Raw genomic sequence first — 23,195 nt, 5'->3', positions numbered from 1 at the left:
AATCGGATTAGACGCGTCAGTCGGCCAGCCAGTCGAATACCGGGAGGTCCTTCGCCTCGAGCCATTCGCGGTTGTAGAGCGTCGAGAGATAGCGGAATCCGGTGTCGCACAGGATCGTCGCCACGCGCGCATCCTTGCGCCCTTCGGCGACTAGTTGCTTGCCGAGCTCGATCGCGCCCGCGACGTTGATCCCGCTCGACAGGCCGAGGCACAGCCCCTCCTCGCGCAGCAGGCGGGCGACCCAGCCGAGGCCGACCTCGTCGGAAATGCGGAACTGCGTGTCGATCGGCGCGCCTTCGAGATTGGCGGTGATCCGGCCCTGCCCGATGCCCTCTGCGACGGAGGAACCTTCGGCCTTGAGCTCGCCATTGGCGAAATAGTTGTAGAGCGCCGCGCCATGCGGGTCGGTCAGCGCGATGCGCACGTTCTCGTCGAATTCCTTGAGGCCCATGCCCACGCCCGCGATCGTGCCGCCCGTCCCTGCCGCGCAGGTGAAGCCGTCGATGCGGCCTTCGAGCTGATCCCACAGCTCCTTCGCGGTGCCTTCGATATGCGCCTTGCGGTTGGCGGTGTTGTCGAACTGGTTGGCCCAGATCGCGCCCTCGGTGTCCTCCGCCAGGCGGCGCGAGGTGTGGACGAAGTGGTTGCAGTCGGAATATTTGGTCGGCGGGACGGTCACCAGCTCGGCGCCGAGCGCGCGCAGCGTGTCCATCTTTTCCTTCGACTGGTTGTCCGGCATCACGATGATCGTCCGGTAGCCGAGCGCATTGGCAACCAGCGCGATGCCGATGCCGGTATTGCCTGCCGTCCCCTCGACCACGCAGCCGCCGGGCTTCAGGTCGCCGCTCGCCTCCGCATCGCGGATGATGCCGAGCGCCGCCCGGTCCTTCACCGAGGCACCGGGATTGGCAAACTCGCACTTGCCGTAGATTTCGCAGCCGGCTTCCTCGCTCGCTCCCTTGAGCAGGACGAGCGGGGTATTACCGATCAGTTCGAGCGTATCTTTGCGCGGGGGAGGAGCAATCATGCCAGCGAGCTAGGCCGCCCCCACGGCAGGCGCAACGCAGATGCGCTACGCCGTATGCAAATCAATCTTCCGGCGCGATCGTGACCTTTAGGCCGTCGAGCTCGCCCGTGAAGGGGATCTGGCACGACAGGCGCGAATTGGCTTCGCGGTGGTCGGAGGATTCGAGCAGGTCGTCCTCGTCCTCGCTCATTTCCGGCAGCTTGTCCTGGAAGGCGGGGTCGACATGGACGTGGCAGGTCGCGCACGAGCAACAACCGCCGCACAGCGCGAGCAGCTCGTCGAAGCCGTTGTCGCGAATGGCTTCCATCACGGTCAGGCCGTCCTCGACCTGGACTTCGCTTTCTTCACCGGCACGGTTGACGACGATCAGCTTGGGCATGTGGCTTTGCTTTCCGTTTGCTTTCGACCAAAAGGCCTTCGGGCGCGGCTGCTAAGCAAAGGTCGCGCATTTGGCAAGGGACGGGACAAACGCGGCCATGGGATTGAGCGCAGAACAGATCAGGGCGGGCATCGACCATGTCGCCGCGCGCGAGCCCGGAATAGCGCGTGCGCTGGAGCGCGTCGGCTATCCCGAACCGCGCATCCGGCCGACCGGCTACAAGACGCTTCTGCGCACGATCGTCGGCCAGCAGGTCTCGGTCGCGGCGGCATCTTCGATGTGGAACAAGCTGGAGGCGGAACTGGGCGAAGACTTCACCCCCGCCTGCTTGCTGGAGCGCGATTTCGACACGCTGCGCGCCTGCGGCCTCTCGCGCCAGAAGCAGGGCTATGCCCGCAGCCTGTGCGAACTGGTCGAAGCGGGCGAGGTCGATTTCGAGAAGCTGCCGGCCGATGATGAGGAAGCGATCGAACAGCTCACCCGGATCAAGGGCATCGGGCGCTGGTCGGCGGAAATCTACCTGCTGTTCGCCGAAGGACGCCCCGACATCTGGCCCGCGGGCGACCTCGCCGTGCAGGCAGGCATCGGCAAGATCCTCGGCCACGAAGAGCGCCCGAGCGAGAAGACCACCCGCGCGCTAGCCGACGATTGGAGCCCGCATCGCGGGTCCATCGCCATCCTGACCTGGCACAGCTACAACAATCCCGCGCTCTGAGGCGGCGCAGTTCAGGACGGAAAGTAGAATATCGTCTCGGTCGAAGCGCGCTTCACGACCCCGCCGGCTGTTCTCCCGATCGGGGTTACCTGACGGACACCCGGCTTGCGCCATGGCTGCTTCGGCCCCGTTCCTGATCGCTTCGCCACGCTCTTGCCTCCCCTGCGCCCGGCCATCCGAAATGCGGTCACGGGCAAGACATATTCCGGCCTTCGTCGTGCAATAACAATTCGGTAGGCTGCCTAGGCGGGCGTTAACCGGTCTCGCGCTTCCACGATGCGCGCATGCGGGACGATGGTCGCATCTGGTCGGCAGTTCGTCGAAACGACATGGCGAGGTGATCGCGGCGTATGTAAAGCACCCTTGTCAAACCTTGGGAGGAACCGAATGTTTTCAATGAAACAAAAGACGCTGCTCGCCGGTTGTGCCATGGCCGCTCTCGCCATGGCCGTGCCCAATGCGGCAAGCGCCGACCATCACAAATCCGACGGAGTATCGATGAACCACACCGCCGAAGCCGCCCCCCTGATCCCGCGCGAAAACCTGTTCGGCAATCCGACGCGCACTGCGGGCCGGATCAGCCCCGATGGCAAATGGCTCAGCTGGCTTGCGCCCAAGGACGGCGTGCTCAACGTCTGGCTCGCCCCGGCCGACGATCCTTCGAGCGCAAAGGCGATGACCTCTGCCACCGACCGCCCGATCCGCCAGTATTTCTGGTCGCCCGACAGCCAGAGCCTGCTCTACATCCAGGACAAGGGCGGCGACGAGAACTTCCTGCTCTACGGCATCAACATCGAAAGCGGCGAGGAAACCGACCTCACCCCGTTCGAGGACACCCGCGTCCAGGTGATCGGCACGTCGGAGACGATCCGCGACAAGATCCTCGTCGGCCTCAACAACCGCGACGCGCGCTTCTTCGATGCGCACCTGCTCGACCTCAACACGGGCGAACTGACGCTGGTGATGGAGAACAACGGCTTCGCCGGCTTCCTCGCCGACGACAATCTCGACCTGCGCATGGCGATCCGCCCGAACCCGAGCGGCGGGATGGACTTCTTCCCGATCACCGATGGCGAGGTTGCTGCCGAGGCGACCGAAAGCACGGGCCTCGCGGATTCGCTGACCACCCAGCCGGCAGGCTTCACCACCGACGGCAAGACGATGTACTGGATCGACAGCCGCGGAAGGAACACCGCCGCGCTGATCGCGCAGGACGTCGCGACCGGCGAGAAGACCGTTATCGCGGAGAACGAGAAGGCCGACATCGGCGGCGCGATGGCCGATCCCAAGACGGGCGAGATCGAGGCATACAGCTTCACCTATCTCACCACCGAATGGACCGCGATCGACCCGGACGTGAAGGCCTCGCTCGACTGGCTCGGCGAACGGCTGGAAGGCGAGTTCGGCGTGCAGTCGCGGACCGAGGACGACACCAAGTGGGTCGTGTGGAACGATCCGCTGACCGCGCCGTCCAAGACCTTCATCTACGACCGCTCGGCCGGCACGCTGACCGAGTTCTACACCACCCGCCCCGAACTGGTCGGCGCGCCGCTGCAGCCGATGTGGCCGCTCGAAATCACCAGCCGCGACGGGCTCACCCTGCCGTCCTACCTGACGCTCCCGCCGGGCAGCGACAGCGATGGCGACGGCGTGCCGGACGAAGCGGTGCCGATGGTGCTGCTGGTCCATGGCGGCCCGTGGGCGCGCGACGGCTATGGCTACAACAGCTACCACCAGTGGCTCGCCAACCGCGGCTATGCCGTGATGAGCGTGAACTTCCGCGGCTCGACCGGCTTCGGCAAGGACTTCATCTCCGCCGGCGACCTCGAATGGGGCGAGGCGATGCATGACGACCTGATCGACGCGGTGAACTGGGCGATCGAAAAGGGCATCACCGGCAAGGACAAGGTCGCCATCATGGGCGGCTCCTACGGCGGCTATGCGACGCTTGCCGGCCTGACCTTCACGCCGGAAACCTTTGCCTGCGGCGTCGACATCGTCGGCCCGTCCAATCTCGAGACCCTGCTCGCATCGATCCCGCCCTACTGGGAGCCGATGATCGCGCAGTTCCACGAGCGCATGGGCAACCCGAACACCGAGGAAGGCCTCGCCCTGCTGAAAGAGCGCAGCCCGCTCTACAAGGCCGGCGAGATCACCAAGCCGCTGCTGATCGGACAGGGCGCCAACGACCCGCGCGTCAAGCAGGCGGAAAGCGACCAGATCGTCGATGCGATGAAGCAGGCGAACATCCCGGTGACCTATGTCCTCTTCCCGGACGAAGGCCACGGCTTCGCCAAGCCGAACAACAACATCGCCTTCAACGCGATCACCGAGAATTTCCTCGCGACTTGCCTCGGCGGACGCTCGGAGCCGATCGGCGACACGGTCTCCGGCTCGACTGCGGAAATCGTCGAGGGTGCCGAGCACGTCCAGGGCCTGACGGACGCACTCGGCGGCTGACTCGCGGATTAAGTTTCTGGCCAAACGGGCCGCGCGGGATTACCCATCTCGCGCGGCTTGTTTTTTGGGAGAGGACGACATGAGCGAGCGCAAGGCTATCTTCATCACCGGCGGCGCGTCGGGAATCGGGCGCGCGATCGCTCGCAAATTCGGGGCGGAGGGCTGGTTCGTCGGCCTCGGCGATATCGATGCCGAAGGCATGGCGACCACTGCCGAAATGCTGCCCGGTGGCTTTTCCTATTGCCACACATTCGACGTGCGCGACCGCGCTGCATGGGACGTAGCGCTCGATGCGTTTTCCAAGGCCGCAGGCGGCCGGATCGACGTGCTGGCAAACAATGCCGGCATCCCGATCGGCGGATCGCTGGTCGACAACAGCGTCGAGGAAATCGAGCGCTGCCTCGACATCAACCTGAAGGGCGCGCTGTTCGGTGCGCAGGCGGCCTATCCGCACCTCAAGAAGACCGCGCCGGGAAGCTGCCTGCTCAACACCGCGAGCGCGGCCGGGATTTACGGAACGCCGGGTGCGAGCGTCTATTCGGCGACCAAGTTCGGCGTGCGCGCGCTGACCGAGAGCCTCGATGGCGAATGGGCGGAAGACGGCATCAACGTGCGCTCGCTGTGCCCAAGCTTCATCGACACGCCGCTGCTCGAACACAGCCCCAATGCCAAGACCAACGAAAGCGTCCGCCAGCGGGTCGAGGATGCGGGACTGGAAATCACGCCCGTCAGCGAAGTCGCCGATGCGGCATGGCAGGCGGTTCACAGCGACAAGCTGCACACGCTGGTCGGCAAGACCGCCAAGCAGATGGGTTTCGCCGCGCGCTGGATGCCGGGCCGCGTGCGCAAGCAGACCCGCTCGAGCCTGCGCCCGCTCGGACGCTAGCGCTCCGCGCGCTGGCGCAGTGCCTTGCCGCCTTCGCTGAGCACGGGTTCGAGCTCGCCCCACGGCACGGAGACTTCATATTCGCACGGCGTGATGGCGTGGGCGAGGTCGGGCTGGAAGCGAATGCCGTCGCGCTCGACCAGGTAGCTCCACCACTCATGATCCGATGCGAAGCCCGCGCATTCGCGGTTGTCCGTCTCTTCGTCCGGCCAGCGCTGCATGACGATCGCGCGCAGGGCCGGTTGCATCAGCACGCCGCCATATTCGCCGCGCGCAATGCCTTCCGCGACGAACCAGTCGGCCGGGTCCAGCTGCTCGCCCGATTGCCGGTCGAAAGTGAAATATTCCTGCCAGTGATTGGGATGCGCGCCGCCGCAATAGCTGCTGTTGCCGCTGACGAGCGATAGCAGCTGACCATTGGCGAAGACCGGACTGTGCGAGCGCTCGAAATAGCCATCGACACCGTGCAGCGAAATCGCGCCGGCCATGCATTGCATGACATCGTCCTCGACCTTCCCGCTCGGCAGGCGCGCGGCGAGCCAGTCGAGTATCGCGGGATCGCCGGGCTGCGACGGGGCGAAGGAGAAGCCGCCGACATGCACGTCTTCGAGGTGCGCAGGCGGGAGGAACGTCATTCGGGCGAAATCCAGTCCCTCGATACTGTCCGCGCTCGTCTCGAAGTCTGGCGCGAAGGACCGGGGCTCGAGGTAGTTTCTCGACTCGCAGGCGAACCAGCTTTCCTCCGCACCCTCTGGAATGCGGGTAAGAGCGATCGGCAAGTTCCGCTCGCCCTGATGCCAGCTGCCGCCAATGCGATCGTGGGAGACGCTCGCGATCGCCCAGCGTGGCGGGTCTTGCGATCCGTCTTCGCTGTAAGAGCTGCCCTCGATCCAGCTGTCGATGCTCTCGCGGCTTTCCAGCCGGATCGGCTTCAGCTGGCTGAGGTAGTAATAGCTGCCCTGCCCGTCGCCATTGCGGCGCTGGTCGAGGCACACGACGACCGGATAGCGACCGATGGTCCCTTCCCACACGCCGACCCAGGAGGGCTTTTCCTGCTCGTCCTGCGCAGCCGCCGGAAGGACGAGCCCGAAAGCCAGCAGGAGGGCGGCGAGCGAGCGCAAGCTGCGTTCAGCCCACCATCGCGTCTATCGCCGCCGCCATGGCGACGTCGCGAACCGACAGGCCGCCCGCATCGTGCGTGGTCAGAGTGATCTCGACTTTGTTGTAGACGTTGAACCATTCGGGATGGTGGTCGTGCTTGTCGGCAAGCAGCGCGACGCGCGTCATGAAGCCGAATGCCTCGTTGAAATCCTCGAACTGCAGCTTGCGTTCGATCGCCTTGCCGTCGCGGGCGAGCGACCACTGGGGATGCGCCGTCAGCAGGTCCTCGCGCTCGGACTGGGTCAATTCGGCTACGGACATTCGCGCTGCTCCCTTCGCTTGTTACGCGTGGCGCTTTCGCCTAGTGCTCGCCCTCATGCAAGAGTGCAGCATAACCGCGCGTGAACTGGCCTGTCGGCGCGGCGAGCGCATCCTGTTCAGCAGGCTGGACCTCAGCCTCGCACCGGGTGAAGCGCTGCATCTTGCCGGCCCCAACGGCATCGGCAAATCGAGCCTCATCCGCATCCTTGCAGGGCTGCTTTCGCCCTATGCGGGCGAGGTCGAGCGGAGCGGCGCGATCGGCCTGATCGACGAGCGCCCCGCCCTCGACGAGCGAACGCCGCTCGGCAAGGCGCTGGGCTTCTGGCAGCGGATCGACGGTGCGGCGGACAACGAGTTCGTGCGCCTCGGCCTCGGCGAATTGCTCGACGTGCCGGTGCGCTACCTCTCGACCGGCCAGCGCAAGCGCGCCGCCCTTGCCCGCCTGCTCGGCCAGCATTGCCCGATCTGGCTGCTCGACGAGCCATTGAACGGCCTCGACAGCGCGGCAGTCGAGCTGGTCGAGACGCTGGTGGCGGAGCATTGCGCGGCAGGCGGCATCGCGGTCGTCGCATCGCACCAGCCGTTCCGCATGGACGGGCTTTCGCGCCTCGAAATCGGGGAGTTCGCCGCGTGATCGGCCCGCTGCTCAAACGCGACCTCGCCACGCTCATGCCGGGCGGACGCAGCGGTGGCAGCGTGCTGCCGCTATTGTTCTTCCTCGCGGTGGCGATGTTGTTTCCCTTCGCCGTCGGACCGGACGCGCCGACGCTGCTCAAGACCGGCGGCGGGGTGATCTGGGTCGCGGCGCTGCTTGCCAGCATCCTGCCGCTCGATCGGCTGATCCAGCCCGACCTCGATGCAGGCGTGTTCGACCAGCTGGCGCTACGCGGCGTGAGCGAGGAACTGGTCGTCGCGATCCGCCTCATCGCCCACTGGCTAAGCTTCGCGCCATTCCTGCTGGTCGCCTGCTTTCCGGCAGCAGCCCTGCTCAACCTCGACGGGCCGGCGCTGCATTTCGTGCTCATCGGCCTTATCGCCGGGACGCCGGGCCTCGCCGCGATCGGCGTGACAATCGCTGCGCTTACCGCAGGTCTTCGCGGCGGAGCGGCGCTGTCGGGCCTCCTGCTGATCCCGCTGGCGGTGCCGGTGCTGATCTTCGGGGCAGGCGCGCTCGAAAGGCAGGACTACGGCGCCGTCGCGCTGTGCGCGGCTATCAGTCTCGTGCTGGTCGCAATCACGCCGTTTGCCGGCGCCGCAGCCATCCGGGCCGCACGCGAGGGTTAGGCTGCCCGCCCGCTATTCCTTCGCGAAATCGATCTGGAGCTGGTCGCGTCCGTCGATCTCGGAATAGCTGACGCGTCCGCTCTCCAGCCCGTTCCCCTTGAAGACGACTTCCCTGTCAGGCTCTGCCATCCGCTCGACCGGCGTGACCTCGTAGCCCGCCTCGGCAAGCTTGGTCCGGTAGGTTTCCATCAGTTGCGCCGGGTCGATCGCAGTCGTGCCGCGCAGGAGATAATTGCGCGTCCCGATCTCCATCTTGCCGAGCGGCCGGAAATCCACGGGAAGGTAGATCGTGTCGGGAAACCAGTCCGGTATGGCGATCGTATCAGGCTCGACGTCGGCATCGTAGGTCGTGATCTCGGGCATGCCCGGATCGTCGCCCTCGGCCGTCTCGCCAGCGCCTCCGCAAGCGGCCAGCGCAAGGCTGGTGCCTGCGAGGATCGAAAGCCCCGCGCGTTTCAGATTGTCTCTCATCGCTCATCCCCCTCGATTGCGGTTGGAAACTATCAGATATCGTAAGGCGGCTGGTGCTGTCCTTTCGGGCTCAGCGTGAAGATCTCGTTGCCGGTTTCAGTAATGCCGATCGAATGCTCGAACTGCGCAGAAAGCGACTTGTCGCGCGTCACCGCAGTCCAGCCGTCGTTGAGCAGCTTCACCCACGGCTTGCCGAGGTTGATCATCGGTTCGATGGTGAAGAACATGCCGGGCTTGAGCTCCGGGCCCGTCCCCGCCTTCGCTGCATGGACGACTTCGGGCGCGTCGTGGAACAGGCGGCCGAGGCCGTGGCCGCAGAACTCGCGCACCACGCCGTAGCGGAATTGGCGGGCGTGCTCTTCGATCGCGGCACCGATATCGCCGAGCCGCGCGCCGGGCTGGGCTTTCTCGATACCGATCATGAGGCATTCGTAGGTCACGTCGACCAGTCGGCGCGCCTTCAAGGGCACGTCACCAACGAGGAACATGCGGCTGGTATCGCCGTGCCAGCCGTCGAGCAGCGGGGTCACGTCGATATTGACGATGTCGCCATCCTTCAGCGTCTTTTCGCTCGGGATGCCGTGGCACACCACGTGGTTGATCGAGATGCAGCAGCTGTGCGCATAGCCGCGATAGCCCATGGTCGCGGGCACCGAGCCGCCGTCGAGCATCATCGACAGGATGCGCTCGTCGAGTTCGCCGGTGGTGACGCCGGGCACGACATATTGCGCGATCTCGTCGAGGATGGTCGCGGCAAGGCGTCCGGCCTTGCGCATCCCCTCGAAGCCTTCCGGCCCGTGGAGCTTGATGGACCCGTCGCGGTAGACGGTCTCGTCGCCTTCGATCAGCTGGTATTCGGTCATGCGCTGCCATGTAGCGACTGCGCGCACGAATTGCGAGCTTGGAACGCGCGCGCGTTCGGCTAGTAGGAATGGCATGACCGATTACAGCGACCTGATCCAGCCCGACCGCGGGCAAGACGCCATCACCATCCACCTCGTCAATGCCGACGGCTTCCCCGCCTGGGCGAAGTCGCTTTCGGCCGGCCAGCGTGCCGCGCTCGAGGCGCAGAAGTTCGACGGCGGCGGTTACCAGGTCGGCATCGTGCCCGATGGCGACAGCTGGTTCGCAGTGGGCGGTGTCGCCAATCCGGACGAGCTGTCGAGCTGGTGCATGGCGAAACTGGCCGAGGCGCTGCCCGAAGGCACCTATCGGCGCGCGGAAGGCGAACCGGGCCCCGCCATGTTCGGCTGGATCACCGGGCAATACCGCTTCGACCGCTATGCCAAGGAAGAAAAGCCGACCGGCGCGCGGGTGCTGCTGACCAAGGAGGTCAAGAAGATCGACGCCGCCGTCGCCGAAGCGACTGCGACCGCGCTCGTGTGCGACATGGTCAACACGCCGGCCGAGGACATGGGTCCTGCTGCGATCGAGGCCGAGGCGGAGACCATCGCCAAGCGCCACAATGCCAGGTTCACCGTCACCAAGGGCGATGCGCTGGAGCAGGATTACCCGATGATCCACGCCGTCGGCCGCGCTGCCGCACGCAGCCACGCGCCGCGCCTCATCCGCCTCGAATGGGGCGACGAGAAGCACCCGAAGATCGCCATCGTCGGCAAGGGTGTCGCCTTCGATTCCGGCGGCCTCGACGTGAAGAGCGCTGCCGGCATGAAGCTGATGAAGAAGGACATGGGCGGCTCGGCCCACGCCCTCGCGCTCGCCGACCTGGTGATGGGCGCGAAGCTGCCGGTGCGCCTGCATGTGCTCGTCCCCGCAGTCGAGAACGCGATTTCCTCGAACAGTTTCCGCCCGGGCGACGTGCTCAGGACGCGCAAGGGGCTGACGGTGGAGATCGGCAACACCGATGCCGAAGGCCGCCTCATCCTCGGCGATGCGCTGAGCCGTGCGAGCGAGGAGGAGCCGGAATTCATCATCGACTTCGCGACCCTGACCGGCGCTGCGCGCGTCGCGCTCGGCCCGGACCTGCCCGCGCTGATGACCCGGCGCGACGAAACCGCCGCGGAGTTGATCGAGGCAGGCAAGGCGCATGACGACGAGCCATGGCGCCTGCCGCTGCCCGAAGCCTATCGCGAATGGCTCAATTCGGACATCGCCGATCTCAACAACGCGCATGGCAATGCCTTTGCCGGGGCGAGCGTCGCAGGCCTCTTCCTCGACCGCTTCGTCGGCGAAGGGATCGACTGGGCGCATTTCGACACCTTCGCATGGCGCCCCACGGCCAAGCCCGGGCGGCCCAAGGGCGGCGCGGCATATGGCCTGCGCGCGGCATTCCACATGCTGCAGGGTCGCTACGGAAAGGCGTGATTTTGCGCGCCGACCTTGCCGTGAACGTTATCCGAGGATAAGCGCGCGCCACCGCTTGTGCGGCCAGCACCAGACAGGCAGACGAAACGACAGTGAGCGAAGCAAAGCAGTACCAGGTGCCGACAGAGGCTCTACGGCTCGACGGGCCGGTCAAGCGACCCGCGCCGGGTACGCTGCCGCTGCGCGGTGATATCGCGCATATCGCACTCGCCGGTCGTTACCTCGTGCCGCATTATGCCGTGCCGCAGCAGCGCACGATCGGCGATGCCGATGTCGTCCTGCGCCTTGCAGGCCGCGAGGACGGCACGGAAGTCGCGACGCTTGCTGCCGGGAGCGGTTTCGAACTGCTCGATACGGCCGGCAACTGGGCGTGGGGCTGCGTCGGTCCGGAAGGGCCGAGCGGCTGGATCCCGCTTTCCGCGCTCGCGCCCGACGGGCAGTGACCAGCACGATCTTTATCGACGGCGCGGCAGGCACGACCGGCCTCGAAATCCGCGACCGCCTGGCGAACCGCAGCGAGTTCGAACTGCTCGTCCTCGGTGACGACAAGCGCAAGGACACCGGCGCCCGGCGCGAGGCGATCAACGCCTGCGACGTCGCAATCCTGTGCCTGCCCGACGATGCCGCGCGCGAAAGCGTCGCGCTGATCGACAACCCGGCGACCCGCGTGATCGACGCCTCGACCGCGCACCGCGTTGCCGATGGCTGGGCCTACGGCTTTCCCGAACTGGTCGGGCGCAAGACCGTCGCCTCGGCGCGTTTCGTCGCCAATCCGGGCTGCTATCCGACCGGCTTCCTCGCCCTCGTCGCGCCGCTTGTGCGCGCCGGGCTGCTACCTGCCGACTGGCCCTTTACGGTCAACGCGGTTTCGGGTTTTTCCGGCGGCGGCAATGCGCTGATCGACCGGTTCGAGGAAGATCGCGGCATCGCCTGGCGCGGCTACGGCCTCGCCATGGGGCACAAGCACCTGCCCGAAATGCAGCGCTATGCCGGCCTCGCCCACCCGCCCGTTTTTGCACCCGCCGTGGTCGACGCGATGCGCGGCATGGCGGTGGAAGTTCCGCTGCCGCTCAGCGCGATTGGCGGGGCTGGTTCAGTGGGAGACCTGCGCGATGCGCTGGCGGAATTCTACGCCGGGTCGGCAATCGTGACGGTCGATACCTCGGACGAGGCGCCTGCCGAACTGCTGCTGCGCAAGGATGCCGCGCCGTGGGACGGCATGAAGCTTGCAGTTTACGGCTCGGCCGATGGCTCGCAGGCGCGGCTCGTCGCCTTGCTCGACAACCTCGGCAAGGGAGCGAGCGGGGCCGCGGTCCAGTCGCTCAACCTGATGTGCGGCTTGCCGGAGGAAACGGGGCTCTCGCTTTCTGCCTAAAAATTAGGCAGGGCTTGCCGTGAATCCGAGCAAATGCGGCCCGATTTTCCGTCTGCTGCCTGAGCCCTGTCCGCCCCGACCGACGCAATTGCGTCGATTCCCGAACGATCCGCTGTGCCACCGGAACTTCGAGCCGATTGGCACGCTTCTTGATTATAGAAAACGCGAGGCATCGTGCCGTCGCCGGTACCGCAATGCGGTGTCGGCCAAAGGCGCAGGACAAGAGGGATCACGTGAAGAAGATCGAAGCGATCATCAAACCCTTCAAGCTCGACGAGGTGAAGGAGGCGCTGCACGAAGTCGGCGTGTCCGGCATCACCGTCACCGAGGCCAAGGGCTTCGGGCGCCAGAAGGGCCACACGGAACTCTATCGCGGTGCCGAATACGTCGTCGATTTCCTGCCCAAGGTGAAGCTCGAGGTGGTCGTGTCCGACACGCTCGCCGAGCAGGTGGTGGAAGCGATTGCAGCCTCCGCCCAGACGGGCCGCATCGGCGACGGCAAGATTTTCGTTTCCCCGATCGAGAGCGCGCTGCGCATTCGCACGGGCGAAAAGGACGACGACGCGATTTGACCGATAGGGCCGCCGCGCCCCGGGGGCGGGCGCGACAGGCCGGATATTCACTGCCCTGAGACACCAAAGAGGATCGAACATGGCATCTGCAAAAGACATCGTGAAACAGATCAAGGAAAACGAGATCGAATGGGTCGATCTGCGTTTCACCGATCCCAAGGGCAAATGGCAGCACCTCTCGATGGTCGCCAGCGTCATGGGCGAAGACGAGTTCGAGGACGGCCTGATGTTCGACGGCTCCTCGATCGCCGGCTGGAAGGTGATCAACGAGAGCGACATGATCCTCAAGCCGGATCTCGAGCGCGTCTACATGGACCCGTTCAGCGCGACCCCGATGATGATCGTCTTCTGCGACATCGTCGAACCCTCGACCGGCGACTGGTACAGCCGCGACCCGCGCACGACCGCCAAGCGCGCGGAAAACTACATGAAGACACTCGGTGTCGGCGACACCGTCTACGTCGGCCCTGAAGCCGAGTTCTTCATGTTCGACGACGTGCGCTTCGAAGACGGCTATGCCGGTTCGGGCTTCGCGATCGACGATGTCGAGCTGCCGACCAACTCGGGCAAGGAATTCGAAGCGGGCAACCTCGCCCACCGTCCGCGCGCCAAGGGCGGTTACTTCCCGGTCGCTCCGGTCGACAGCGCAGTCGACATCCGCGGCGAAATGGTCGCGACCATGATCGAGATGGGCCTCAACTGCGACAAGCACCACCACGAAGTCGCCGCAGCCCAGCACGAACTCGGCCTGACCTTCTCGACGCTGGTCCACACCGCCGACCAGATGCAGATCTACAAGTACGTCGTGCACCAGGTCGCCCATGCCTATGGCAAGACCGCGACCTTCATGCCGAAGCCGATCAAGGACGATAACGGCTCTGGCATGCACACCCACATGTCGATCTGGGACAATGGCAAGCCGACCTTCGCGGGCAATGGCTATGCCGGCCTGTCGGACAACTGCCTCTATTACATCGGCGGCGTCATCAAGCACGCCAAGGCGCTGAACGCCTTCACCAACCCGACGACCAACAGCTACAAGCGCCTGGTCCCGGGCTTCGAGGCTCCGGTCCTGCTCGCCTATTCGGCGCGCAACCGCTCCGCTTCCTGCCGCATCCCCTACGGTGCGGGCGAGAAGGCGAAGCGCGTCGAGTTCCGCTTCCCCGATGCGATGGCCAACCCGTATCTCGCCTACTCGGCGCTGCTGATGGCCGGCCTCGACGGGATCCAGAACAAGATCCACCCGGGCGAAGCGATGGACAAGAACCTCTACGACCTGCCGCCGGCAGAGCTCGCCGATGTTCCGACCGTCTGCGGCAGCCTGCGCGAAGCGCTGGAATCGCTCGAAGCGGACCACGAGTTCCTGCTCAAGGGCGACGTGTTCACCAAGGACCAGATCGAAGCCTATTGCGAACTCAAGTGGGAAGAAGTCTCGCGTTGGGAAACCACGCCGAGCCCGGTCGAGTTCGACATGTACTACAGCGCGTAAGCGCCTCGGTTTTTCGAGACAGGAAAGGGCGTCCGGAGCGATCCGGGCGCCCTTCTTCTTTGCGCGGGCTACTTCGCAGTCGCGCTGATCGTCGGCTTTACCCTATTAATTCAGTGACTTAATGCCTTTTATAGATCGCTGCATTTTCCTACTCGGAAGAATTCTGCCAACTGGTCCGGTCTCCCCACCCCTTTTTCCCGGAGACCAAGCCATGACGACTATCCGCAAGCCCGTGTTCGACACCGTTCGCGCCATTCTCGGCCGGGGCTTTCGCCAGCACGAGGTCGACCGCCTCGATGCCGCGCTCGATGGCCACGCGCCAACACAAGCGAACAGCGTAACATGTGTAACTTTCCAACAGGTCGGGCCGCAGGGCATCGCGCTCATCAAGCGGTTCGAGGGCTGCGCACGGCTGCGAACCGACGGCATGGTCGAGGCCTATCCAGATCCCGCAAGCGGCGGCGATCCGTGGACCATCGGCTGGGGCGCGACCGGCACGGGCATCGGACCGGGCACGGTGTGGACACAGGGCGAGTGCGACGAGCGGCTAGCGCGCGATCTCGAACGCTATGCGCGCGAAGTTGGCCGGGCACTCGATGGCGCGCCGACAACGCAGGCGCAGTTCGACGCGCTGGTCAGCTTCCACTACAATACCGGCGCGATCGCGCGGGCGACCCTCACCAAGCTGCACCGCAGCGGCGATTTCTGCGCTGCGAAGGCGGAATTCGGTCGCTGGAATCGTGCAGCTGGCCGCATTCTGAAGGGCCTGACCCGCCGCCGTGCGGCAGAGGCGGAACTCTATGCGTCCGGGTAACCACGCGCATTAGCCTGCTGGAACCGGGTTGGCAGCGAGACCGTTTGGTCTGCCAAAGGAGATGTGGAAATGCGAATTCTCACGGCAACGGCAGCCGGCCTCGCCCTCGCGGCGACCGCGCTCGCCCCGCTCGCGGCCCAGCCGGGCAAGAACAACGGACAGGGCCAGGGTCAGGGTAAGGGCAACCAGTCCGCCAAGGCAGAGCGCGGCAACTCCGGTGGCGGCGCGAAACAGCGCGGCAACGACCGGGCCGACCGCGGGAACGGCAATGCGAACCGCGGCGTGCAGACGCGCGGGAATGATCGCGGCCCGGATCTCCGCCGCGCGAACCAGGGCAACCAGAACGCCCAGGGCAATCGCGGAAATGGCAATGGAAACGGCAATGCGTCCCGCGCCGCTTCGCGCGTCCTTCCTGTCGAGGCGCGCGGAAACGGGCGCGGTAATGGCAACGGTAACGCTCCTGCCGTGCGACGCGGTAACGACCGCGGTGGTTTCGTCCAGAGCGACCGCGGTTTCTCGGTCCTGCGCGACTACGATCGCCGTGTGGCTCTTTACGACGGGTGCCCGCCCGGCCTCGCGAAGAAATACAACGGCTGCCAGCCTCCGGGCCTCGCCAAGAAGCGCGCCTACAATCCGAACTTCTTCGGCTACGGCGGCCTAGGCGGCGGACGTTTCTTCTACGACGACGGCTTCCTGCTGCGCCTTGGCGACGGCGGCCGGATTTCCGCCTCGATCCCGCTGCTCGGCGGCGCGCTGAGCATCGGCAATCCGTGGCCCGACTATTACCAGCCGGTCCAGCTGCGCGACTATTACGTCGATTACTATGGCCTCGAGCGCGATCGCTATCGCTACGCCAACAACGTGGTCTACCGCGTCGATCCGGAAACGGCGGCCATCACCTCGATCGCCGCCCTGCTGACGGGCGACGACTTCACTGTCGGGCAGCCGGTTCCGAGGGGCTACGACGTCTACAACGTCCCCTACGCCTATCGCGATCGCTACTACGACAGGCAGGACGCCTATTACCGTTATTCCGATGGCTATGTGTACCAGATCGACCCCGAAACGCGCCTCGTCGCGGCGGCGATCGAACTTCTGGTCGATTGAGGGAGAACCCGATGAAACGCAACCTGATCGCGCTCGCCGCGAGCGTCGCCCTTCCCCTTGCCGCGTGCACCGCCGAGAGCGATCCCGCCGGGCCGCAGGAAGCCGGCAGCATGATGGAAGCGGTCGAGGGCAATTCGCTGACGACGGACGTTGCTGCGGCGCTTTCGGCGACCGGCCTGTCCGGCGTGTTCGACGGGCCGGGCGGCTATACGCTGCTTGCGCCGGCCAATGGCTCGCTGAGCGTGAACGAGGGCGAAGAAGCGCTCGTCGCAGCCGTCTTGCGTGAACATATCCTTCCCGGCCAGCTCGATTCCGCCTCGATCCGCTCGGCCATCGAGACGAATGGCGGGCCGGTGACGGTCTCGACATTCGGCAGCGGAACGGTGGAATTCTCGCTCGACGGGGATGTCATCGTGGCCCGGCATTCGGGTGGCACCGCGACAACGCGTCTTGCAGCCGATGAAACGATTACCGGCAATGGCGCGCTGTTGCAGATCGACCAGCCGCTCGTTTCGCTGCCCGCAGAGGAGCCCGCCGCGAACTAGTAGTCGCGGCTGATCTCCGCGACGACGCTCTCGCGCCCAATGGTGGAGACCGTGGCGAGCAGGGACAGCCAGTTCGTCACGCGGAACTCGACCTCGGTCGCGCTGTAGCCGCGCCCGTCGGTGATGATCTCGATGTAGAACCGGCGACCGATATTCTTGCCGAGCGCGACGCCGGTGCCGCGATTGAGCGCGGGATCGGCGCTGACGATACGCAGGCGGTCGAGGCCGATTGCGCTGCGCAGCTTGTTGATCGGGTCCATACCGCCCCCGCCGCGCAGGCTCGCGACTGCGGCACCCAGTTGCAGCGCGTCGGTCGCCGAGAGGTTCGCGATCGAGCCGCCGAACAGCAGGCGGGCGAGGATTTCCTCCTCGGGCAGAGGCGGGCTCGATTCGAAGCGGATTTCCGGCTGCAGCGCATTTCCGGTCACGAACACGGTGACATCGAGACCGTCCTTCTGCGTTTCGGCGCGAATGTCGAGGCGCGGGTCGATCGGCACGTTTTCGTCGAAGTCGATCTGGCCGCGCGTCAGTTCGAACCGCGTGCCCGCAAAGCTGTAGGATCCGCGCACCACCCGCGCTTCGCCGCCGATACGCGGGTCGTCGGTCGTGCCGCGCAGGATGATGTCCGCGCCCCACTCGCTGTCGAGCCCCATGCCGTCGACATCGATCCGGCTCGTCGCCGTAGCATCGACGAGATAGCGCCACGGCTGGCTCGCAGCGCGCGGCGGCCTGATATCGGCAGGGATGTTGATCTCGCGCGTGCGGATTTGCGGCAGGCTCAAGTCATCGGCCGCGACACCCAGGCGCCAGTTCGCGCGATCAACCCGCACCCGCCCGGCAATCGTTCCGCCGATGCCGTTGGAGACGATGCGCAGCGGACCGGTCAGCGTCGCGCTAAGGCCATTCGCATTGAGCAACTGCGCGTTCTTCGCGGCGATCTTGATATCCATCGCCGGACCGCGCTCGCCCAGGTCGACGAGGTCCACCGTGCCGCTTCCCGAGACGGTCCCGCCATTGTCGGTCGAACCGGAGAAGCGCGTGAGGCGCAGACGCGATCCGGCAAAGGTGCCGCGCGCCGAGACGTTCTTCACGTCGGTCCCGGAAATGAGGCTGCGGACCCGCAAATTGTCGCTCGAGATGGAGCCGCGCACGCGCGGATCGGCAAGCGTGCCGGTCGCATTGGCTGCTGCCGAGAGCGGGCCGGTGAGGTCGAAACCCTCGATCGCAGCGAGCCGCCAGAGCGCATCCGCCGGACCGTCGTAGCGCAGCTGGGCAAGCAGGTCGCCTTCCAGCACGCGGTCGAACAGCGAACCCGAAGCGGCCATGTTGCTGACCCGCGCCTGCACGCGGCCGAGCCGCTTCCCGCTATCGTCGATCACCGCGCGTGCGGCGAATGCGCTCGGCGTCAGATCCGCCACGAGGGCGAGGTCGACCGGGCGCGATGTGAGGACGAGGCCGGAACGCGTGAGGTCGTCGACCTTGACCCGCGCCTCGCCGGTCGGCGGAGCGCCGGTGCTGTCGTTGTAATCGACGACGCCCGAGATGGTCCCGCCAAGGCCGATATCGGTCACCGCGAGGTCGACCAGCGAGAGCGGCATCTCGTCCATCTGCAAGCGCAGCTTCGTATCGCCTCCGCCGAAGGAGCCGGAGACGATCGTCGCGCCGTCGCCATAGGACAGCTGCGTCGGTTGGAGCTCCCAGCCACCGTCGCCCAGAGCCGTGAAGACCGCACGGCGCGGGAAGCGGATCTGCTCGCCGGCATAGGTGCCGCGCCCGGCGACCGCGATGCGTTCGGGCATGATGTCGGCATTGACCTGCAATCCGAAACGGCTTCCGCGGCGGCCCGAAAGCGAAGCGGTCACTTCGCCGCGTCCGCCCTTGAGATTCGCATTCGCTGCCGCCCGGCCGAGGAACACTCCGCCGAAGTCCAGCCCCTCGGCATAGAGGCTGCCTTCTAGCAGTGTCTCGCGGGTGAGCGATGCGCTGCCCGGGATGAACCCGCGCGCCTCGATGTCTGCGCGCCCGAGGCGAATTGTGGTCGGCCCGGCGAACTCGGCCTGGTTCGCCTCGAGATCGATCGCGAAGCCCTGCCCGCCGTCGCGCGTTGCAAGCCCGATCCGCCCGTCGAGACCGCCGCCCGATACCGCGAGCCGCCCGTTCGCTCCGCCGTCTGTCAGTTCGAGATTGCCGGTCACGCGCGACTTCCAGACATCGAGCCTTTCGATCGCGATGCTGCTCGGCCCACCCTCGGGTGAGATAAATTCGAGCTCACCGCTGAACGGTCCGAGGAGCGAGCCGCCCTCGGTCTCGATATCGAAACCATTCTCGGAAGGCGCGAGCGCGACGCGCACGTTCTCAAGCCCGGCGGCCGGTAGCGGCGAGGCGAAAACCAGCTCGGCGCGCGGTCCATCGTCGGCCAGCGTCGCGGTAACTGTGAAGTCGCCATATTGCGCCTGCGTCCCGCTGCCGACCAGCGAAGGCGTGCCTTCCTCGATCCGCCCGTCGAGCGTCATGGTGAGGCGCTCGGCGCGCAGGGTGAAGTCGTTGAACGCAATGGGCGCGCCCGAGGACAGCGACAGATTGCCTGCCAGCCTGATCGGATCGCCGGCGAGGTTGGCGATGGTGTCGTTGCTGATCTGTCCGACACTGGCATCGAGCGCGGCCTGCAGGCTCCAGGCACCATTGGCTGGGATACCTAGGCGGATATTCGCCGTGCCGCTTGCCGTGCCGATGTTCTCGAGCGCGATGCCGCGCGCATTGACCGGTCCGGCAATGCCATAATTCCCGGCCGGGAGATCGCCGAACAGCGCAAGCTGCGCTGTCAGGTCGGGGAAGGCAACGCGCAGGTCGTCGGAACGCAATTCGCGGCCCGTGTACACCAGCGTACCGCCCAGCGTGCCACCGCGCAGGCGTGAATCGAAAAATTCATTGCCGGTTTCGACGGACGCGACACTCGCATCGAGCGGCAGGAGCCAGCGGTTGCCATCGTAGCGGGCCGTCCCGGCCTGGGCGATATCGGCGACAGTCACATCGCCCGAGACAAGGCGCGATGCTTCGAGACGGTGGGTGATCGACAGGTCGCGGAACGCGCCATCGATGGTGCCCGCGAGGCGCGCATCCTCGAGGCGCAGGCTTTCGCCGAACAGCTCCGGATCGAGCAAATTCGCGCGGAAAACGACCCGCTCGGCCGCATTGTCCGCAAGGTCGAGCGCGCCATCGGCGAACAGGCGCAGGGCGCGGCTGCGCAGGGCGATTTCGCCGTCGAGCACGCTGTCTTCCAGCGTCCCGATCGCGCCTACCGAGAGCACCGGGCCGCTGGCATTTGCAAGCAGGCCTTCGAGCGCCCCGGCCGGGCGGATTTGCCCCGCGATGGTGTACTCCCCGGCGCGGTTCTCGATGGTCAGGGCGGCAAAGCGGGCATCGCGCCGACGCACGACCAGAGCGCCGTCCCACTTGGTCCAGGTGCCGTCGCCGACCAGCCTGCCGGTATAGGGAGCATCGGCGCCGAGCATGGTTGCCAGCACGCCGCCTTCATCCGCGTCGTAGCGCGCATCCAGGTCGAACTTGTCGCCATCGGGTTCCGCATCGAGCAGGAATGCGAAGCTGTCGGTCTTGCCGAACTGCCCCTCGGTTTCGAGCAGCGCGCGGCCTGAGCGGATGTCCGCCTTGCCGGACAGGTCGAGCGGATGGCTCTTCTCGTCGATGACGCCTTCGGCAATGGTGAACTCGTTGATCTCGAAACGGTCCACGCGGATGTCGAAATCGGGCAGGATCGGCGCGTCGGGATCGCCCGGTTCGAGCTCCGGCATGCGCAGCAGCGTCCCGCGCTCGGCCACCAGCTTGCGCACGTCGAGACCGGACGTGAACCAGTTGAGCGGGCGCCAGTCGAGCTCCACTCGCGGTATGGTGAGGAAGCGTCCCTTCGGGTCGGACAGCACCACGTCGTGCAGGATCGCATCGTCGTAAAGGTCGCCCTCGATCCGGCCGATCTCGATCCGCAGGCCCGATGCAGGCGCCATCTTCGCGATCTGGTCGGTGATGAAGCGCTTGCCGATCGGCGAATTGAGGACCAGCAGCCCCGCCGTGACCACCAGCAAAAGCGCAAGCAGGATGCGGCCCGACCACTTGATCAGCCGGCGCGGCCAGCTGGTACGCTTGGTCGGCGTCTCTTCGGGCAGGTCTTCCGTTTCTTCCGACATCAGAAAGCCTGGCCCAGCGAAACATAGACCGCGACCTTGCTGTCGAACTGGTCGGGATTGAGCGGCACGCCGACGTCGACGCGGATCGGGCCGAAGCCCGTGTCATAGCGAAGGCCCACGCCCGCGCCGTATTTGATGAAGCGGAAATCGGGGACGGATCCGAGCGAGACGGTGCCGGCGTCGATGAAGGGCACGATGGAGACGGCGCCGTCCATCAGGCCGGTGTCGATCCGCGCTTCGGCCGATACCTCGACCAGCGAGCGGCCGCCGGTCGGTTCGCCGAAATCGTTCTTGGGGCCGACTGCCTGGTAGCCATAGCCACGGATCGATCCGCCGCCGCCGGCATAGAGCCTGCGCGAGGGTGCGATGCGGAACAGGGCGGCTCCGGGAATGCTGGCAAATCGTGCGCGCCCGGCGAGCACGGTGCCTTCGCCGACCGACTGGTAGAATGCGGCATCGACCTGCGAGCGAACGTAGAAGCTGGTCGTGCCGATCGAACGCGACGCCTCGGGCGAAAGGTATCCGGTCACGCGGAACCCTTCGGTCGGATCGAGCAACGAATCGCTCGTGTCGATGGTCGCGCGGCCGAAGAAGCCGCCGATCAGATATTCCTGACGCGGCCGCGGCACGCCGCCGATCACTCGGTTGCGTTCGTCAGTGTAGAGCACGCCCGCGCCGAGCGACCAGCTGAAGGGCTTCTGGAACAGCAGGTTCGACAGCCGCTCGAACGAGCTGACGAAAGCCACGGTGCGCGCTTCGACCGCGTCGGTTTCGATGTCGCTCGCATAGGCATCGAGCGTCAGCACCTGGTCGCGCGCGCGGAAATTGTTCCGCTTGAAACTTACGCTCGCCAGCTGCTGCTTCGTGCCGAGAATGGCCGACACTTTGAGTGCGCCTTCGGGCGGGAACAGATTGCGATGCTCCCAGCTCGCCTGGATCTGGAAACCATCTTCCGAACCGTAGCCGATCGCCCCCGCGATAGTGCGCAGTTCGGCCTTGGCCATTTCGACATCGAGGATCACCGCGCCCGGTTCCTCCCCGCTCGGCGCTTCCACTTCGCGCGGGGTTACCGTGACGCTCGAGACGAGGCCGGTCGAGGTAATCGCGCGGCGCAGGTCGAACTGGAGGCTGCGCTGGTAGACATCGCCTTCCTCGAAACGCGCGATGGTCTGGAGGTGGCGGCTCGACAGGAAGTCCGGCAGATTGCTCTCGACCCCGCCGAAGACATATTTGCCGTTCGGCTCGACCGGCATGGTCAGGTCGCCGGAGACTTCGCGGTGGTCGATCAGCAATTCGGGCGCATCGATCTCGGCGAAGGCGTAGCCGGTTTCGCCGAGGGCCTTGTCGAGTTCGAACTGTTGCTCGACGATGCGGTCGCTCGACAGCGGATCGCCGGTCTGGATGGCGAAGGTTTCGCGCAAGGCCTCGGCATCGGGAGCGCTCGCCAGATTGCCGAGGTCGATCTCGCCGAAATTGTAGCGCACGCCGGGGATGATATCGAACCGCACGACCGGTTGCGTGTCGCCATTGTCCTCGCCCGGACGTATGCCGCCGACCGAGCGGACGACCTGCGCGTCGTAATAACCGTAGATGCGCAGCAGCTGGATGAGCAGCTCCTCGTCCTCGCGCGCACGGGCGGCAAGCTGGGCGATGCTGTCGTCGTCGCCGTCCAGTTCCTCGATCGTCGACAGGCCGGAGAAACGCTCGATGAATTCGCGGCGCTGCGGGAACAGCGCTTCATCCTGCGGGAGGGCGAGGACCAGTTCGTCGTCGATTTCGACCAGCTCGGATTCGGGTAGCGGCGGAAGGAGCGGCACGTCGTCCGCAGCGAGCCTGGCGTCCTCTTCCGGATCGAGCGGCTCGAAAGGCGGGAGTTCGACCTCGTCCGGCCATTCGACCGACAGCTCGGGCAATTCGGCCATCGGGGTTTCGGGATCGAGTTCGCTCGCGTCGGCTGCCGCCTCTTCGCCCTCCGCGACGGCGTCTTCCTCGGACGCACCTGCCCATGCTTCGGGGTCTTCGACCGCGGAATCCGGGATCAGGTCTTCGAGCCGTGGCGGCGCATTGCGATCCTGCGCAAACGCAGGCTGCGCCATCGCCGCGAGGGCGAGGACGGCGGCAGTCA

General features: G+C 65.9%; 21 protein-coding genes. 13 read left to right on the top strand and 8 right to left on the bottom strand.

Annotation, left to right across the window (positions count from 1 at the left end):
* Positions 1-16 precede the first annotated feature (16 nt).
* Positions 17-1,027 (bottom strand): cysteine synthase A, encoded by a 1,011-nt coding sequence (locus tag EO245_RS05810; protein WP_128892039.1) that lies wholly within the window; start codon positions 1,025-1,027, stop codon positions 17-19.
* Positions 1,028-1,088: 61 nt separating this feature from the next.
* Positions 1,089-1,406 carry a 2Fe-2S iron-sulfur cluster-binding protein gene (locus EO245_RS05805; protein WP_128892038.1) on the bottom strand — a complete coding sequence of 106 codons (318 nt, stop codon included), beginning with the start codon at positions 1,404-1,406 and terminating at the stop codon, positions 1,089-1,091.
* Between the two features lie 97 nt (positions 1,407-1,503).
* On the opposite strand from EO245_RS05805, the gene EO245_RS05800 reads away from it, so the two are divergent.
* The 3 genes from EO245_RS05800 (at position 1,504) to EO245_RS05790 (ending at position 5,467) form a co-directional block, all read left to right on the top strand.
* Complete coding sequence (locus EO245_RS05800) at positions 1,504-2,121, top strand: DNA-3-methyladenine glycosylase (protein WP_128892037.1); 618 nt, start codon at positions 1,504-1,506, stop codon at positions 2,119-2,121.
* 396 nt (positions 2,122-2,517) lie between these two features.
* The gene (locus EO245_RS05795) at positions 2,518-4,581 is read left to right on the top strand and encodes a S9 family peptidase (protein WP_234026975.1); all 2,064 of its coding nucleotides are present in this window, start codon (positions 2,518-2,520) and stop codon (positions 4,579-4,581) included.
* 79 nt (positions 4,582-4,660) lie between these two features.
* Complete coding sequence (locus EO245_RS05790; protein WP_128892035.1) at positions 4,661-5,467, top strand: SDR family oxidoreductase; 807 nt, start codon at positions 4,661-4,663, stop codon at positions 5,465-5,467.
* On the opposite strand, the gene EO245_RS05785 is transcribed toward EO245_RS05790, so the two are convergent.
* Both EO245_RS05785 and EO245_RS05780 read right to left on the bottom strand, forming a co-directional pair.
* Positions 5,464-6,588 carry a hypothetical protein gene (locus tag EO245_RS05785; RefSeq protein WP_128892034.1) on the bottom strand — a complete coding sequence of 375 codons (1,125 nt, stop codon included), beginning with the start codon at positions 6,586-6,588 and terminating at the stop codon, positions 5,464-5,466. The genes EO245_RS05790 and EO245_RS05785 overlap by 4 nt on opposite strands.
* 7 nt (positions 6,589-6,595) lie before the next feature.
* The gene (locus tag EO245_RS05780) at positions 6,596-6,889 is read right to left on the bottom strand and encodes a 4a-hydroxytetrahydrobiopterin dehydratase (RefSeq protein WP_128892033.1); all 294 of its coding nucleotides are present in this window, start codon (positions 6,887-6,889) and stop codon (positions 6,596-6,598) included.
* Positions 6,890-6,944: 55 nt separating this feature from the next.
* On the opposite strand from EO245_RS05780, the gene ccmA reads away from it, so the two are divergent.
* Positions 6,945-7,523 carry a heme ABC exporter ATP-binding protein CcmA gene (gene ccmA, locus EO245_RS05775; RefSeq protein WP_128892032.1) on the top strand — a complete coding sequence of 193 codons (579 nt, stop codon included), beginning with the start codon at positions 6,945-6,947 and terminating at the stop codon, positions 7,521-7,523.
* Positions 7,520-8,173, top strand: coding sequence for a heme exporter protein CcmB (locus tag EO245_RS05770; RefSeq protein ID WP_128892031.1), 654 nt, complete (start codon positions 7,520-7,522; stop codon positions 8,171-8,173). Before ccmA ends, EO245_RS05770 begins: the two co-directional genes overlap by 4 nt.
* A 12-nt stretch (positions 8,174-8,185) precedes the next feature.
* Here EO245_RS05770 and EO245_RS05765 read toward each other — a convergent pair whose 3' ends face one another.
* Complete coding sequence (locus tag EO245_RS05765) at positions 8,186-8,644, bottom strand: hypothetical protein (RefSeq protein WP_128892030.1); 459 nt, start codon at positions 8,642-8,644, stop codon at positions 8,186-8,188.
* A gap of 32 nt (positions 8,645-8,676) precedes the next feature.
* On the bottom strand, positions 8,677-9,507 hold the full coding sequence (map, locus tag EO245_RS05760; protein WP_128892029.1) for a type I methionyl aminopeptidase: 831 nt from the start codon (positions 9,505-9,507) through the stop codon (positions 8,677-8,679).
* A gap of 73 nt (positions 9,508-9,580) precedes the next feature.
* Here map and EO245_RS05755 point away from each other — a divergent pair, with 73 nt between their 5' ends.
* The 8 genes from EO245_RS05755 (at position 9,581) to EO245_RS05720 (ending at position 16,871) form a co-directional block, all read left to right on the top strand.
* On the top strand, positions 9,581-10,969 hold the full coding sequence (locus EO245_RS05755; protein ID WP_128892028.1) for a M17 family metallopeptidase: 1,389 nt from the start codon (positions 9,581-9,583) through the stop codon (positions 10,967-10,969).
* Between the two features lie 92 nt (positions 10,970-11,061).
* The gene (locus EO245_RS05750; protein ID WP_234026974.1) at positions 11,062-11,412 is read left to right on the top strand and encodes a hypothetical protein; all 351 of its coding nucleotides are present in this window, start codon (positions 11,062-11,064) and stop codon (positions 11,410-11,412) included.
* Positions 11,409-12,344 (top strand): N-acetyl-gamma-glutamyl-phosphate reductase, encoded by a 936-nt coding sequence (argC, locus tag EO245_RS05745; protein WP_128892027.1) that lies wholly within the window; start codon positions 11,409-11,411, stop codon positions 12,342-12,344. Before EO245_RS05750 ends, argC begins: the two co-directional genes overlap by 4 nt.
* 233 nt (positions 12,345-12,577) lie before the next feature.
* Positions 12,578-12,916, top strand: a complete 339-nt coding sequence (locus EO245_RS05740) for a P-II family nitrogen regulator (RefSeq protein ID WP_128892026.1) — start codon at positions 12,578-12,580, stop codon at positions 12,914-12,916.
* 79 nt (positions 12,917-12,995) lie between these two features.
* Entirely contained in the window at positions 12,996-14,405 is a 1,410-nt protein-coding gene (glnA, locus tag EO245_RS05735) for a type I glutamate--ammonia ligase (protein WP_128892025.1), read from the top strand.
* A gap of 211 nt (positions 14,406-14,616) precedes the next feature.
* Entirely contained in the window at positions 14,617-15,219 is a 603-nt protein-coding gene (locus tag EO245_RS05730; RefSeq protein WP_128892024.1) for a lysozyme, read from the top strand.
* A 69-nt stretch (positions 15,220-15,288) separates the two neighbouring features.
* Positions 15,289-16,326, top strand: coding sequence for a hypothetical protein (locus tag EO245_RS05725; protein ID WP_128892023.1), 1,038 nt, complete (start codon positions 15,289-15,291; stop codon positions 16,324-16,326).
* Positions 16,327-16,337: 11 nt separating this feature from the next.
* Entirely contained in the window at positions 16,338-16,871 is a 534-nt protein-coding gene (locus tag EO245_RS05720) for a fasciclin domain-containing protein (protein ID WP_128892022.1), read from the top strand.
* Here EO245_RS05720 and EO245_RS05715 read toward each other — a convergent pair.
* Entirely contained in the window at positions 16,868-21,070 is a 4,203-nt protein-coding gene (locus tag EO245_RS05715; protein WP_128892021.1) for a translocation/assembly module TamB domain-containing protein, read from the bottom strand. The two genes, EO245_RS05720 and EO245_RS05715, sit on opposite strands and share 4 nt — an antisense overlap.
* Positions 21,070-23,166 (bottom strand): autotransporter assembly complex family protein, encoded by a 2,097-nt coding sequence (locus tag EO245_RS05710; RefSeq protein ID WP_128892020.1) that lies wholly within the window; start codon positions 23,164-23,166, stop codon positions 21,070-21,072. Before EO245_RS05710 ends, EO245_RS05715 begins: the two co-directional genes overlap by 1 nt.
* Positions 23,167-23,195 lie beyond the last annotated feature (29 nt).

It is taken from the genome of Erythrobacter sp. HKB08, assembly GCF_004114695.1.
Taxonomy (GTDB): Bacteria; Pseudomonadota; Alphaproteobacteria; order Sphingomonadales; family Sphingomonadaceae; genus Parerythrobacter_A.
This window is presented reverse-complemented; position numbering and strand designations above follow the sequence as displayed.